Origin of the sequence: Halobaculum sp. EA56 (assembly GCF_051195075.1) — an archaeon.
Classification (GTDB): domain Archaea; phylum Halobacteriota; class Halobacteria; order Halobacteriales; family Haloferacaceae; genus Halobaculum.
Genome location: NZ_JBNTJX010000001.1, coordinates 35,683 through 48,922 on the forward strand (window position 1 = coordinate 35,683; position 13,240 = coordinate 48,922).

Genomic DNA, 13,240 nt, shown 5'->3' on the forward strand with positions numbered 1-13,240 from the left:
CGGGGGTGAGGGAGTGTATGCGACGTCCCGCCGCCGCGGCGCTGCTCGCCCTCCTCGTCGCGCTCGCCGCGCTCGCGCCGGCGCTCGCGACCGCGACGGGACCCGCGGCCGCGGCCCCCGCCGATCGATCACGGCCGGCCGGGGCGGCCGTCGATCCCGCCGCACCCGAGACGGGCGACTCCGCGGCCCTCGGCGGCGCCCTCGCCCAGACGGGCGACGTGGCCGCCGACACGGTCGTCCTCCGGGCGACGGTCCAACCCGACGGCGACGCCGCGTGGCGGATCGCCTACCGGATCGAGCTGACCGACGAGAACACGACGGCGGCCTTCGAGAGCCTGCGGGCGGACATCCGCGAGAACTCCTCCGCGTACGTCGACCGGTTCGCGGCGCGGATCGAGTCCACCGTGGCGGTCGCGGAGAACGCGACCGGCCGCGAGATGGCCGCGACGAACTTCTCGGTGACGGCCCGCCGCGACGCCTTCCCCACGAGCACCGACTACGGCGTCGTCGTCTACACGTTCACCTGGAAGAACTTCGCGGCCACCCCGGAGGAGCGCATCGTCGCCGGCGACGCGCTCGCTGGGCTGTTCCTCGACTCCGGGACCGTCCTGACGGTCGCGTGGCCCGAGCGGTACGAGGTGCGCACGGTCGTGCCCGAGCCCGACGAGCGCACGGACACCTCCGTCACCTGGCGCGGCGAGCGGAACTTCGGGCCCGACCAGCCGCGCGTGACGGTCGCGCCCGCCTCCGTGCTCCCGGTCGGCCCGGCGTCCCTCGCGGCCGCCGCGGTCGTCCTCCTCGGCGTCGTCGGCGCGCTCCTCCTCCGGCGGCGGGGGACGTTCCCGCTCGTCGACGAGCGCGACGGGGGCGGAGGGCTCGCCGCGGACGACGGCGCGACCGTGCCCCCGTCGGGCCCGGACGACGCCGGGACCGGAGCGGAGGCCGGGGCGACGGGGGACGCGAGCGGCGCGGGCGCCGCCGCGGACGCCGACGGCGCGACCGCGGCCGCCGATGCGTCCGACCCGAGCGGCGCGGGCGCGGACGCCGACTCGGGCGACGGGGAGTCGGACGCCGACGCGACGCCGCCGGAGGAACTGCTCAGCCCCCACGAGCGCGTGGTTCGGCTCGTCGAGGACAACGGCGGGCGGATGAAGCAGGCGGACGTGACCGAGGAACTCGGCTGGAGCGCCGCCCGGACCAGCCAGGTCGTCGGCGACCTCCGCGACGACGGAACGATCGAGAGCTTCCGGCTCGGCCGCGAGAACGTCCTGCGGCTGCCGGACGCCGACGACGAACCGCACCCGGGGAAGCCGGACCGGCCGGGTGACGACGAGTGACCCGCCGTCCGCGCCGCGCGGAACCCGGCCACGTGGCCGGCTTAACGTCGCTTAAGCGGGGTGAATCCGACGGAAGCGAGTGGACGGTATATGTGAGTGGGGGCGCTTGACCGAACTATGAGTCGGACGACCGTGCTCCTGGCCGTCGCGATGCTCGTCGTCGCGGGGATCCCCGCGACGGCGGCCTTCGCTCAGGAGTCGGAGGGGAGCCAGCCCGGGGCGACGTTCGCGGGCGTCGTCGGCGTTCAGGGCGCCGAGGTGGAGGGCGAGGTGGCGAGCCGGGCGCTCGACCGGCGACTGGCGGCCGCCGAGTCGAACGAGTCGAAGGCGGCCGTCGTCGCGAGCCAGACCGCCGCGATCCGCGACCGACTCGCCGAGCTACGCGAGCGCAAGGAGACGGTCAGCGAGCGCTACCAGTCGGGGGAGATCACCCGCGGCGAGTACCGCGCGAAGCTCGCGCGCATCGCCGTCGAGACGATGACGCTCCAACGTCGCCTCAACACGACCGGCGAGGTCGCCGAGGAGCTCCCCCGGGAGACGCTCAGGGAGCACGGCGTGAACGTCTCGGCGCTCGCCGAGCTCAGGCGGAACGCCTCCGAACTGTCCGCCGGCGAGGCCGCCGAGGCGGCCCGCGCGATCGGCGGGAACGGGACCGGCAACGGGCTCGTCGGCGTTCCCAGTCCGCCGGAGGACGCCGGCCCGCCGGAGAACCCCGGCAACGGGGACGGCGGTCCCCCCGACGACGCGGGACCGGGCGACGGTGACGGCGACGAGAACGGGAACGAGACCGACGACCGCGGCGAGGGCGCCGCCGGCCCGCCCGGCGGCGACGACCGCGGGAACGCGAACCGGAGCGAGGGAGCGGGCCGGAACGGCGAGGACGCCGACGACCGCGGGAACGCGACCCGAACGGCCGGCGCCGGCGAGGGCGACGGGAACGCGACCGGCGACGGGGGACCGCCGGGTACGCCGGGAACCACGAACGGCTCCGACGACGACCGCGGGGACGCGAACCGTACCGACGCCGGCGCGGACGGCTCGGGGGGCGCCGCCGACGGGAACGGCTCCGACGACGGCTCGACCGGGACCGGCGCCGGCGGCGGATCTGACAGCGACGCCGGCGACGCGAACGGCGACGACAACGAGAGCCGTGGGAACGGCAACGGTTCCCCCGGCGACGGCACCCCGACCCCGGCCCCGACCGACACCCCCGAGGACGACGGCGACCGTCGCGTCGACGACGGCCCGTACCTCGCGCCCCGCTGAGGTCGCGCGCCCCCGCGCCGACTCCCCTCCGACCGCCGGCGTCGACCCGTCGCCGCTCGATCCCGCGAAACGTGTAAGTAGCGTGTCGTCCAACCCGAATGCATGAACGACGCCGGCGGACGGTTCTTTCGGACGCTGGGTCGAACGAGCGCCGGCGAGGTCGGTCTCCCGGACCTCCTCCCCGACGACGGCCGGGTCCAGCTCGGCGTCGGCGTCGCGCTCGCCCTCCTCGCGTGGGTGCTCCTCCCGACGATGTACGCCCTCGGGGGGATGCTGCTCGTCCTCGCGCTGGTCACGCTGCTCTCGACCGTCGAGATCGTACAGGCCTACGAGCAGCGTGCGCTCACCGTGCTCGGCTCCTTCCGCGGGCTCCTCGACCCGGGGATCCACCTGATCCCCCCGTTCGTCTCCCGGACCTACCGGTTCGACAGGCGCGTCCAGACGATCGACGTGCCGACCCAGGAGGCGATCACCCGCGACAACTCCCCGGTCACCGCCGACGCGGTCGTGTACATCCGCGTCGTCGACGCCGAGCGGTCGTTCCTCAACGTGGAGGACTACCGCCGGGCGACCGCGCTGCTCGCGCAGACCTCCCTCCGGGCGGTCATCGGCGACATGGAACTCGACGAGACGCTCTCGCGGCGCGACGAGATCAACCGCCGCATCCGCGAGGGCCTGCAGGGGCCGACCGACGAGTGGGGCGTCGAGGTCGAGATGGTCGAGGTGAAGGAGGTGCTGCCCACCCGGGGGGTCCTCGACGCGATGGAGGAGCAGACCTCCGCCGAGCGCCGTCGCCGCGCCATGATCCTGGAGGCGCAGGGGGAGCGCCGCGCCGCCGTCGAGACCGCCGAGGGCGAGCGGACGGCGGACGTCCTCTCCGCACAGGGCGAGAAGGTCGCCTCCGTGCTGGAGGCGCAGGGGGACGCCATCTCCACCGTCCTGCGCGCCCGCGCGGCCGAGTCGATGGGCGAGCGCGCCATCGTCGACAGGGGGCTGGAGACGCTGGCGTCGATCGGGCAGGGCGACTCCACCACCTTCGTGATCCCGCAGGAGCTGACGAGCCTGCTCGGCCGCTACGGCGAACAGCTCTCGGGGTCGGACGTGCAGGACTCGGCGGCGCTGGACTCCCTCGAGTTCGACGACGACGACCGGGAGCTGCTCGGCCTGGACTCCGTCGCCGAGATGCTCGAACCGGAGGCGCGGAACGGCGCCGAGGCGAACCCGGAGTGGGAGTCGACCTACGAGGCGGAGTGACGGCGTCGGGGGCGCCGGCGAGCCGGGCGGGTCGCGTCCGCGGACGCGAGCGGGCGGCCAGTCGCGCCGTTTAACCGGCTCTGCCGTGTACCGAGAGTCCAATGAGCGACACGCGCGAGCGGCGGGAGTTCTGTCCCCGCTGCGGCGACCCGGTTCCCGAGCGGGAGGAGCCGCTCCCGGGGGAGCCGCGCGAGCGGGACCGCGTGCTCTGTGACGCCTGCTACCTCGAGGACTTCGAGCTGGTCGACGCGCCCGACCGCGTCGAGGTAACCGTCTGTTCCGGCTGCGGCGCGGTCCACCGCGGCAACCGCTGGGTCGACGTCGGCGCCCGCGACTACACCGACGTCGCCGTCGACGAGGTGTCGGAGGCGCTGGCGGTCCACCTGAAGGCCGAAGGGGTGCAGTGGGGCGTCGAGCCCGAGCAGGTCGATCAGAACACGATCCGGATGCACTGCACGTTCGCGGGCGTCGTCCGCGGCGTCCACGTCGAGGAGGAGGTCGTCGTCCCGGTGAAGATCAGCCGCGGCACCTGCGACCGCTGCGGACGCATCTCCGGGGGGAGCTACGCGGCGGAGGTGCAGATCCGCGGGCGCGAGCGGATACCGGATCCCGCCGAGCAGTCGAGGGCCGTCGAGATCGCCGAGTCGCTCGTCGCCGAGCGCGAGGCCGACGGCGACCGCGAGTCGTTCGTCACCGAGGTGATCGAGCGCGAGGAGGGCACCGACGTGAAGCTCTCGACCAACAAGCTCGGCAAGGCCGTCGCCACCCAGATCACCGAGGAACTGGGCGGGAGCTACTCGGAGGCGCCGACGCTCGTCACCGAGGACGGCGACGGCAACGAGGTGTACCGGGTCACCTTCGCGGTCCGCCTGCCGAAGTTCCGCCCCGGCGACGTGATCGACCCCGACGACGGGGACGGCCCGGTGCTCGTGCGCTCGGTGCGGGGGAACCTCAAGGGCGTCCGCCTCGCCACCGGCGAGCCGTACGAGGCCCGCTTCGAGGAGGGCGAGACGCCCGACGCCGAGAAGGTGGGGGAGGCGGACGACGCCGTCGAGACGACCGTCGTCGCCGTCGAGGACGAGAACGCGGTGCAGGTGCTCGACCCCGAGACGTACGAGGCCGTGACGGTCGCGCGGCCCGCGGGCGTCGCCGACGACGCCGCGACCGCCGACGTGGTGAAGACCGACGCGGGGCTGTTCGTCCTGCCGCCGGCGGTCGACGCCGGCGGCGAGGACGACGGGGGCGCAGCGGACGCCGCGGTCGACCCCGCTGACCCGGCCGAGTAAGCGTCGCGTACCCGTCGCGTCTCCGTCGCTCCCGCGGCACGCGCGGCTCGCGGGCGACGCTTCCTCCGCGGAGAACGGAGCCGGAGCGGCGGGGCCGCTCAGTCGGCGTTGATCCCGGCGGGGCCGCTCGGGTCGACCGCGGCCGTGACGCGCTCGATGCCGCGCCGGCGACACAGCTCGTCGAAGCGGTCGAGGTCGACGCCGGCCTTCCGGGCGGCCTGCGTCCGTGTGAGCGTTCCCGCGGCGAACAGCGTCAGCGCCGTGTCGACGCCGTGGACGGTCATACTCGACGTATCTCCAAGGGAATACATAATCCTTCGTGAGATAATATGTCATGATATGCGGCGCGGATCGCCGCTCTCGACTCAGGTGATACTAGGACGTACCCGGAAACCGCCGGCTCTCGAAGGGGCTACTCCCCCCACACGTCCGACAGCGGGTGGTCCGCCATCGGGTCGTCCTCGTCGTCCGCCCCCCGTGAGCCCTCCGTGGCGTCACCTCCCGACGACGCCCCGGTCGACCCGGACGACGCGGAGCCCGAGGCGGAGGAGGACGACCGGCCGGTGCCGCCGGAGAAGCCACGGCCCGCGCCGCTTCCGCCGTCCCCGCGGCCCGCCCGTCCGCGACCGATCCCGTGGCCGGCGCCGGAACTCGGCCCCGGCTCGGCGCCGATTCCCGCCAGCGCCGCCGCCGGGTCGAACTCGGGGAGGTCGGGCTCGCTCATCCGGTCGATCTGGTCGCGGAACCACGGCGGCGTGTCGGCCTCGGCCCGCTCGAACAGGTCGAGCAGGCTCGTGTCCGCGAGGTACGTCGCCCCGTAGTCGTCGGGCGCCCGGACGACCCGCCCGCACGCCTGGATGACGGTGCGGAGGGCGGCGCGGTGGTACCACCCCCACTGGCCGTTCTCCAAGCGCGCGGCGACCCGGGAGTCGCCCGTGTTGAGGTACGGCGCCTTGCACAGCACCTGCCACCGGCACAGGTCCCCCTTCAGGTCCAGCGCCTCCTCCATCTTCACGGAGACGAACACCTCCGGGTCGTCGCTGGCCTTCCACGCCTCCAGTTGCGCGTCGCGGTCGTCGCTGTCGTGGCTGCGCACCCGCGCGCCGACGCCGAACTGTTCGAGGCGCTCGGTGAGCCGGTTCGCGATGGCGTAGCTGTGGGCGTGGATCAGCCCCTTCTCGTCGGGGTGCTTCGCCATCAGGCGCAGACAGAGGCGCGCGACCCTCGGGAGCGTCTCGTCGCGGCGCTCGTAGGTCATCTTCCCCCGCGTCACGTCGTACAGGGGACGGTTCTCGACGGGGAAGGTGTGTTCCACGTCCACCAGCGCCACCTCGTCGGGGTCGAGGCCGACGCCCCGGCAGAACGACTCCTTGCTCAGGATGGTTGCCGACAGGAGCGCGAAGCGGTTTCCGCGGTCCCACACCGTGTGCTTCAGGTACTTCTCGGGGTCAAGCGGCTTGATCGTCAGCGCGCCGCCCTCCCCGTCGGGCTGGTCGACGACCCACGTCGTCGCCGACTCCGCGTCGCGGTAGTCCTCCAGGAACCACTTCAGCTCGGAGATCAGCTCCTGGAGGCGGTCCCGTTTCGCCGCCTCCTCGGGGGTGAGGTCGCCCTTCGCGAGCAGGTCGTCCTTCGCGCGCTCGCAGACGCCGAGCAGCGCCTTCGCGAACCGCGCGGTTCGCTCGACGGGACCGACCTCGTCGTTGTGGACGTCCGGCACTCCCACCTCGTCCCACACGGGGACCGTCTGCGGCGACAGTTCGATCGTCGCGTACATCTCCGCCCACTCCGCGAGGCCGTGCGCCTCGTCGACGACGACCACGTCCCGCTTGCGGAACACGTCCGAGCCCGCCGTCTGCATGAAGTACGCCAGCGTCATCGCGGCGATGGGCCGGTTCGAGGCGATGGCGCGGTCGGAGTAGTACGGGCACCGGTGTTGCACCGAGCAGTCGTAGCCCCGCTGGCGGGCACAGGGCGCCCGGTTCACCGGGGTGTCCTCCTCGCCGGGGAGGATGCAGGTGTAGTTGGACTTCCCGCGGATCACGTTCAGGTCGTCGAGCAGGTCGTCCGCGGCCACGTCGTCGAGCTGCGACACCTGCGGCGTGGTGTAGTAGGCCCCCGTCGCCTCTGAGGGGCTGGCCTCGCCGGCGGTCCGCGCGGCGCCGGCGACCGCCCGCGCCAGCAGCGACTTCCCGCTGCCGGTCGGCGCGCGCACGAGGACGACCCGGTTGCCGTCGGCGAAGGCGTCGCGGACGTCCGAGAGCGCCCGCTCCTGGGCGCCGCGGAAGGAGGGCGCGGGGAACGCCTCGGGGATCCGGTCGGGGTCCACGGTTCTCGTCCGTCCGAACCGCCGGCCGGCGGGTAAGGGTATCGGATACCGGGACCGCGACGGGGACGCCCCGCCCGCCCGTGTCGCCGGCGGTCCTACGCGTCGGGGTCGCTCGGGAGCGCCTCGACGTGCTCGCGGCGGACCTCCTCGTCGTCGGGGAGCGCCTCGATGCAGTCGTAACAGAGGAAGTGGTCGGAGCCGTCGGCGAGTTCGAGCGTGAGGCCGTCGGTGCTGCCCGTCTCGAACGACCAGAGGTCGCCGATGCCCCCGCCCAGGCGGACGCGCCGATCGCAGCCGTCACAGCGCTGCGTGCTCATGGGCTCTCTCGGGGGTGCCGGGTGATAAGCCCGCGGCTCGTCCCGTGCGGCCGCCGGGACCGGTTCGTCCCGCCCCGCGGCGCCGCCCGGGGACACCTTCTTCGCGGCCGGCCGTGTATTCTCGTGACACGCATGGAGGTGAACTGCGAGGGGTGCGCCGGCTGTTGCATCGACTGGCGGCCGCTGGGCGCCCCCGACGACCGCGAGCGCGAGGGGCGCTACCGCGCGCTCGACGACGCCTACCACCTCGTCCCGCTCTCGCGCGATGAGGTCCGCGGGTTCGTCGCCGACGGCCTCGGCGACGCGCTCGTCCCCCGGCTGTTCGAGACCGACGGCGGGTCCAGCGTCCGGATCGACGGTCACGCGGTCGCCGCCGTCGGCGGCCGCCCCGCCTTCCTGGTCGGCCTCCGCAAGACGCCGAAGCCGGTCGCCCCGTTCGGCGGCGACCGCGTCTGGCTCGACGCCTGCGCGTTCCTCGACCCCGAGACGCTCCGGTGTCGCATCCACGGCACCGACCGCTACCCGGAGCGGTGCCGGGTCTACCCCGGCCACAACCTCGAACTCGACGCCGAGACCGAGTGCGAGCGCGTCGAGCGGGTCCACGGCGAGGCCGGCGAGCGCCTCGTCGACGACGCGGTGCCCGCCGACCTCCCGCCCCCGCCGCTGGGCCGGGGGGCGCTCGGCTCGACCGTGTTCCTCCACCCCGACCCCGACGCCCTCGACGGCGCCGTCGGCCGCCTCGTCGCCGGCGAGGCGACACCCGAGGACCGCGCGGAGTTCGTCGCCTGCGCCGCGGCGTCCGCGCCCGGCACCGGCGCCGTGAACGACGACCGGCGCGAGCGAGAGCGCGAGCGGGTGCTCGCGGCCGACTCCTGGGCCGGCCGCGCGGACGCCGACTGGCGCGCGGCGGCCGCCGACCCCGGCGACCCCGCGACCGACGCGCCCGACCCCGCGGCCGTCGAGGTCGACCGCGGCGCGCCCGAGACGGACGACTGGGGGGAGTAGGGGCCGCCTACCGGGACCGACGGGGACGGAGAGGGTCGGACCGACGGGGTCGCGCCGGCGGAGTCCGCCGGGACCAACTGTTATCGGTGCCGGCGGGGATGGGTACGGTATGCGTGTTCTCGTCACCGGCGCGACCGGCTTCGTCGGCGGTCGGCTCGTGCCGGCGCTGCTCGCGGCGGGCCACGAGGTCGTGGCGCTCGTCCGCGACGCCGACGGCTACGACGCCCCCGAGGGCGTGCGCGTCCTCGAGGGCGACCTCCTCGCGCCCGACGACGTCCGCCTCGCCTCCGGCCCCGGGGAGACGGCGTCACAGCCGCTCGGCCGGTGGCTCGCCGCTCTCGACTGCGAGGCGGCGTACTACCTCGTCCACTCGATGGGCGAGGGCACCGACTTCGCCGAGGCGGACCGCCGCGCGGCGGAGGGGTTCGCCGACGCCGCGAGCGCGGCCGGGCTGGAGCGCGTGGTGTACCTCGGCGGCCTCGGGGAGGAGAGCGAGGAGCTGTCGGACCACCTCCGCTCGCGCCGCGAGGTCGGCCGCATCCTCGGGGAGGGTGCGTACGACCTCACGACGCTGCGGGCGGCGATCGTCGTCGGCGCCGGCTCGGCGGGCTTCGAGATCGTCCGACAGCTGGCCGCCCGACTGCCCGTGATGATCACGCCGCGGTGGGTGCGCACGGAGTGTCAGCCGATCTTCGTCGACGACGTGATCGCCTACCTCGTCGGCGTGCTCGACGCCCCGGAGACCGCCGGCGGAACCTACGAGATCGGCGGCCCCGACGTGCTCACCTACGAGGAGATGCTCCGGCGCACCCGGCGGGCGATGGGCGGCCGCCTGCTGGTGATCCCGGCGCCGGTGCTCACGCCGCGGCTCTCCTCGGGCTGGGTCCGGCTCGTCACCGACGTCCCCGACGGCGTAGTCGACCCGCTCGTCGAGGGGCTGCGCACGCCCGTCGTCGTCCGCGACGACGCGATCCGCGAGCACGTCCCCGTCGAGCTGACGCCGTTCGACGAGGCCCTCCGGGTCACGCTCGACCGGCTGGAGGCGGACGACGGGGAGCCCGTCCCGGCGGAGCGGGAGACGGGGACGGACGGGGACACCGAGGCCGACGGCGACGCCGGGTCGGACCCCGAGGTGTCCGCGTGAGCGGGCCGGCCGCCGAACGCGACGACGCCGCGAGCGCCGCCGGCTCCGACCCCGGAGGCGGCGACGACCCCGCCGCCGGTTCCGAGCCCGTCTCCCGTCGCGGGTCGCCGCCGGCGTTCGGCGAGGCGTGGGTGTACGAGAGCATCGTCGGCGCGCTCCCGGGGGCGAGCCTCTCGGGGGCGGCGGCCATCGGCCTCCAGCTCGTCGTCTTCGAGGCGGGGGTGCTCCTGTTCGCGCACCTGTACGGGCTGTGGTCGGCCGTCCCCGCCGGCACCGTCGCGGTGGGCGTCGCCGCCGTCGGGAGCTACCTCATGCTCAAGTTGGGCGAGTCGAACCGGACGCTCGACGTGTCGCCGACGTACTACCGGCTGCTGTTTGGCTCCAGCATCGAGGTGGTGCTGGCGGTGCTGGCGTTCGTCGCGGTCGTCACGCACCTGTTCGTCACCGACCCGGCGACGGTCGGCGAGCCCTCGGCGGCCGCCCGGCTCCTCCCGTTCCCGGTGCCCGTCGCCGAGGAACCGCTCGTGTCCGACCTGTTCGGCGCGGAGCCGCCGACGCCGGTCGTCTACCTCGCGCTGCTGGTGCTGTGGGACCTGTGCTACCGGATCGGCACGTCCTGGTGGACGGCCGTCGTCTCGCTGTACCGCGAGCTCCGGCTGTCGACGGGGCCGGGGACCGCGCTCCGCTTCCGCCGGCTCGACGCGCTCAACGTCGCGTTCGCGGTCGCACAGCTCGCGCTGGTCCCGTTCATCGCCGACCGGCCGGTGCTGCTGCTGGCGATGCTCGGGCACGTCGTCGCCGTCACCGTCGTCTCGGCGACGGCGATGGGGCTGTCGCTCCTCGGCGAGTGACCGCCGGACCGGTCCGTCGAGGCGTCAGTCCTCCTTCATCGACCGGAACTGGTCCAGCAGCGCCTCGGCGGACTCGCCGGAGTCGTACGTGATCCGGCCGCGGTACTCGCTGCGGGCCTCGGAGAAGTCGCCGTCGACACGCGTCTTCGCCTCACGGCGCTCGTGCTCGTCCTCGTCGAAGTTTCCCATGCCCATAGGTACCACATTCGGGTACTGCACTATAAATAGTGGGGCAAGTTCACACGCGACGCAGCTATCCGTCGGCGGACGGACGACAAGACGAAGCCACACGGCGTGGGGGCCGTCCCCCCCACGCGGACTCCGTTCGCCGGCCGAGCGGGTCAGTCCCCGGCGACGCGGTTCACGACGGTGTTCGGGAGCAGTTCCCCGAGGTGGCCCCGAAGGCGGTGGACGGGCCCCCCGGGGAGGTTGGCCCGGTACCACAGCGGGCCCTCGAGGTCGGCGATCCGGTCCATCTCGCGGTCCGAGAGGGAGAAGTCGAACACGTCGAGGTTCTCCCGCATGCGTTCGGGAGTGACGGTCTTCGGGATCGTGACAACCCCGTCCTGCTGGGTCAGCCACCGGATCGCCACCTGCGCGGGCGACTTCCCGTACCGCGCGCCGATGGCCGCGAGCGTCTCGTCGTTCACGACCCGGCCCTCCGCCAGCGGGCTGTAGGCGGTGAGCGTCACGTCGTTCGCGCGGCAGAACGACAGCAGCTCCTCGTCGGCCCAGTACGGGTGGTACTCGACCTGGTTCGTCAGGATCGGTTCGTCGGCGGCCGCCATCGCGCGGCGGAGCTGGTCGGCCGAGAAGTTGCTCACGCCGACGTGGTCGACCGCCCCCTCGGCCACGAGCCGGTCCATGGCGGCGAAGACCTCCTCCATGTCCGACACGGGGTTCCACCAGTGGACGAGGAGGAGGTCAACGCGGTCGACCCCCAGCCTGTCGAGACACCCCTCGGCGGCCTCGATCAGCCGGTCGTACTCGAGCAGCTCCGGGTATCCCTTCACCTTCGTCGTCAGGAAGACGTCGTCCCGGTCGACGTCCGAGGCCTCGAGCGCGCGACCCACGACGGCCTCGTTCTCGTACGCCATCGCGGTGTCGATGTGCCTGTACCCGGCGTCGAGTGCGCGCCGAACGGCGTTGTAGCACTCGTACCCGCCCATCCGATACGTCCCGAACCCGACCGGGGGCAGCGGCGTGTCGTCGCGTTCCGTCCGCTCGTGAATGACGTCCGTACTCATCGTCGATACGTGTGAGATAGCTGATTAGTTGATTGTTATGGCCCGTATATCACCGGGCTCTACCCCTCTACGGCCACGTTCCGCGTCCAGCCGCCTCCCCCCGCGCGGGGAGCGGTGGGTTGAAACGCGGCCGCCGACCATATCGACCGTGGCACGCCCGCTTCGCTTCAGGTACGCCCCCGGGAACTGGTCGGAGGGCCGCGTCCGCGACGACCTCCTCGGGCCGCTGGACGACAACCTCGGGGCGACCGCCGGCGCCCCCTGGTTCGCCCCGCCCGCCGGCTACGAGGCCCGCCGGTTCGACATGGATGACGGCAGCCTCGCGCTGTTCTGCTGGACCGACGACGGCGAGGGACCGGACGGCGTCGCCGGCGGCGCCGGCGGCTACTGGCTCGGCAACACCGAGACGCCCTCCGCGCTGTGGAAGACCGAGAAGTACGGGTTCGACCGGGTCCCGTTCGGGGTCACCCGGTGGGCCGAGCGCGAACTGCTGGCGGTCCTCTACGAGGACGAGCCGTGGCTCGAGGACTTCCCGCACCTCGCGTGGTACTTCCTCCCCGTCCTCTGCTCGAAGGACGGCGCGGAGACGACCCGCGAGTTCTTCCGCGAGCACGCCGCCGGCTTCCCCGACGCCGACCGCTTCGAGGCGCTGGGCTTCTACGAGCAGTTCCTCGCGACCGGCGTCATGGACGACGAGCGCGAGGAGATGGCGAGCAAGCTCGGCACCTCGGAGTACATGGACCTCACCCGCATGACCGCGACGATGGGCGAGTTCGACGTGGCGCGCCTGCTGGTGCACGCCGGCTACGACATCCAGCCGGAGATCGAGGTGACGACCGACCACGTCATCGACTTCCGCGCGACCGACGACGACGGCACCTCGACGCTCGTCGAGGTGACCCGCCCGGTCGCGCCGAACCGGCGCTCGGCGGGGACCCCGTCGGCGGCCGTGCGCGACACCGTCGAGACGAAGACGCGGGGGCAGTTGGAGGCCCACGGCGGCGGCGTCACGCTGTTCGTCGACTGCTCGTCGTTCCCCGACGACGACTGGTTCGCCGTGCGCGGCGAGCGCCCCGACGTGGGGCACCGCCCGGCGGTCGTGTTCCGATCGCGCCCCGACGGCCGGACGGAGGCCTACCGGAAGGGGAGCGTGCCCCTGGAACTGGACGCGGCGCTGGAATGGGTTTGAGTCCCGACGGGCGGA

13 protein-coding genes are annotated in these 13,240 nt (G+C 73.6%); 8 read left to right on the forward strand and 5 right to left on the reverse strand.

Annotation, left to right across the window (positions count from 1 at the left end):
- The first annotated feature begins 17 nt into the window (after positions 1 to 17).
- From ACQUQ1_RS00165 to ACQUQ1_RS00180, 4 genes are all read left to right on the forward strand, one after another.
- A complete protein-coding gene (locus tag ACQUQ1_RS00165) occupies positions 18 to 1,337 on the forward strand; it encodes a helix-turn-helix transcriptional regulator (protein WP_435062029.1) in 1,320 nt (439 codons plus the stop codon).
- Between the two features lie 117 nt (positions 1,338 to 1,454).
- Complete coding sequence (locus ACQUQ1_RS00170) at positions 1,455 to 2,603, forward strand: hypothetical protein (protein WP_435062031.1); 1,149 nt, start codon at positions 1,455 to 1,457, stop codon at positions 2,601 to 2,603.
- A gap of 252 nt (positions 2,604 to 2,855) precedes the next feature.
- Positions 2,856 to 3,857 carry an SPFH domain-containing protein gene (locus ACQUQ1_RS00175; protein WP_435062798.1) on the forward strand — a complete coding sequence of 334 codons (1,002 nt, stop codon included), beginning with the start codon at positions 2,856 to 2,858 and terminating at the stop codon, positions 3,855 to 3,857.
- 101 nt (positions 3,858 to 3,958) lie between these two features.
- Positions 3,959 to 5,143: a 60S ribosomal export protein NMD3 gene (locus ACQUQ1_RS00180; RefSeq protein ID WP_435062033.1), complete on the forward strand. Its 1,185-nt coding sequence runs from the start codon at positions 3,959 to 3,961 to the stop codon at positions 5,141 to 5,143.
- A 98-nt stretch (positions 5,144 to 5,241) separates the two neighbouring features.
- Here ACQUQ1_RS00180 and ACQUQ1_RS00185 read toward each other — a convergent pair whose 3' ends face one another.
- The 3 genes from ACQUQ1_RS00185 to ACQUQ1_RS00195 all read right to left on the reverse strand — a co-directional run bounded on the left by ACQUQ1_RS00185 (position 5,242) and on the right by ACQUQ1_RS00195 (position 7,789).
- Positions 5,242 to 5,427 (reverse strand): hypothetical protein, encoded by a 186-nt coding sequence (locus tag ACQUQ1_RS00185; RefSeq protein WP_435062035.1) that lies wholly within the window; start codon positions 5,425 to 5,427, stop codon positions 5,242 to 5,244.
- Positions 5,428 to 5,555: 128 nt separating this feature from the next.
- The gene (locus ACQUQ1_RS00190) at positions 5,556 to 7,472 is read right to left on the reverse strand and encodes a helicase C-terminal domain-containing protein (protein WP_435062037.1); all 1,917 of its coding nucleotides are present in this window, start codon (positions 7,470 to 7,472) and stop codon (positions 5,556 to 5,558) included.
- 95 nt (positions 7,473 to 7,567) lie between these two features.
- A complete protein-coding gene (locus ACQUQ1_RS00195; protein WP_435062039.1) occupies positions 7,568 to 7,789 on the reverse strand; it encodes a DUF7561 family protein in 222 nt (73 codons plus the stop codon).
- 132 nt (positions 7,790 to 7,921) lie between these two features.
- Between ACQUQ1_RS00195 and ACQUQ1_RS00200 the strand changes: the two genes are divergently transcribed.
- The 3 genes from ACQUQ1_RS00200 to ACQUQ1_RS00210 all read left to right on the forward strand — a co-directional run bounded on the left by ACQUQ1_RS00200 (position 7,922) and on the right by ACQUQ1_RS00210 (position 10,789).
- Positions 7,922 to 8,794, forward strand: a complete 873-nt coding sequence (locus ACQUQ1_RS00200) for a YkgJ family cysteine cluster protein (RefSeq protein WP_435062041.1) — start codon at positions 7,922 to 7,924, stop codon at positions 8,792 to 8,794.
- A 109-nt stretch (positions 8,795 to 8,903) separates the two neighbouring features.
- Positions 8,904 to 9,938, forward strand: coding sequence for an NAD(P)H-binding protein (locus ACQUQ1_RS00205; protein WP_435062043.1), 1,035 nt, complete (start codon positions 8,904 to 8,906; stop codon positions 9,936 to 9,938).
- Complete coding sequence (locus tag ACQUQ1_RS00210) at positions 9,935 to 10,789, forward strand: DUF7530 family protein (RefSeq protein ID WP_435062045.1); 855 nt, start codon at positions 9,935 to 9,937, stop codon at positions 10,787 to 10,789. Before ACQUQ1_RS00205 ends, ACQUQ1_RS00210 begins: the two co-directional genes overlap by 4 nt.
- A gap of 24 nt (positions 10,790 to 10,813) precedes the next feature.
- Here the strand turns inward: ACQUQ1_RS00210 and ACQUQ1_RS00215 are convergent, their stop codons facing one another.
- Together ACQUQ1_RS00215 and ACQUQ1_RS00220 are read right to left on the reverse strand one after the other, a co-directional pair.
- Complete coding sequence (locus ACQUQ1_RS00215) at positions 10,814 to 10,984, reverse strand: DUF5786 family protein (protein WP_435062047.1); 171 nt, start codon at positions 10,982 to 10,984, stop codon at positions 10,814 to 10,816.
- Positions 10,985 to 11,130: 146 nt separating this feature from the next.
- Complete coding sequence (locus ACQUQ1_RS00220) at positions 11,131 to 12,036, reverse strand: aldo/keto reductase (protein WP_435062049.1); 906 nt, start codon at positions 12,034 to 12,036, stop codon at positions 11,131 to 11,133.
- Positions 12,037 to 12,184: 148 nt separating this feature from the next.
- Here ACQUQ1_RS00220 and ACQUQ1_RS00225 point away from each other — a divergent pair, with 148 nt between their 5' ends.
- Positions 12,185 to 13,225: a DUF5784 family protein gene (locus ACQUQ1_RS00225; RefSeq protein ID WP_435062051.1), complete on the forward strand. Its 1,041-nt coding sequence runs from the start codon at positions 12,185 to 12,187 to the stop codon at positions 13,223 to 13,225.
- The last annotated feature ends 15 nt before the right edge of the window (positions 13,226 to 13,240 follow it).

Excerpts from the sequence above, each read along its gene's own strand:
- ACQUQ1_RS00165 (WP_435062029.1), top strand. The coding sequence starts at position 18 with ATGCGACGTCCCGCCGCCGCGGCGCTGCTCGCCCTCCTCGTCGCGCTC.
- ACQUQ1_RS00170 (WP_435062031.1), top strand. The coding sequence starts at position 1,455 with ATGAGTCGGACGACCGTGCTCCTGGCCGTCGCGATGCTCGTCGTCGCG.
- ACQUQ1_RS00175 (WP_435062798.1), top strand. The coding sequence starts at position 2,856 with ATGTACGCCCTCGGGGGGATGCTGCTCGTCCTCGCGCTGGTCACGCTG.
- ACQUQ1_RS00180 (WP_435062033.1), top strand. The coding sequence starts at position 3,959 with ATGAGCGACACGCGCGAGCGGCGGGAGTTCTGTCCCCGCTGCGGCGAC.
- ACQUQ1_RS00185 (WP_435062035.1), bottom strand. The coding sequence starts at position 5,427 with ATGACCGTCCACGGCGTCGACACGGCGCTGACGCTGTTCGCCGCGGGA.
- ACQUQ1_RS00195 (WP_435062039.1), bottom strand. The coding sequence starts at position 7,789 with ATGAGCACGCAGCGCTGTGACGGCTGCGATCGGCGCGTCCGCCTGGGC.
- ACQUQ1_RS00200 (WP_435062041.1), top strand. The coding sequence starts at position 7,922 with ATGGAGGTGAACTGCGAGGGGTGCGCCGGCTGTTGCATCGACTGGCGG.
- ACQUQ1_RS00205 (WP_435062043.1), top strand. The coding sequence starts at position 8,904 with ATGCGTGTTCTCGTCACCGGCGCGACCGGCTTCGTCGGCGGTCGGCTC.
- ACQUQ1_RS00215 (WP_435062047.1), bottom strand. The coding sequence starts at position 10,984 with ATGGGCATGGGAAACTTCGACGAGGACGAGCACGAGCGCCGTGAGGCG.
- ACQUQ1_RS00220 (WP_435062049.1), bottom strand. The coding sequence starts at position 12,036 with ATGAGTACGGACGTCATTCACGAGCGGACGGAACGCGACGACACGCCG.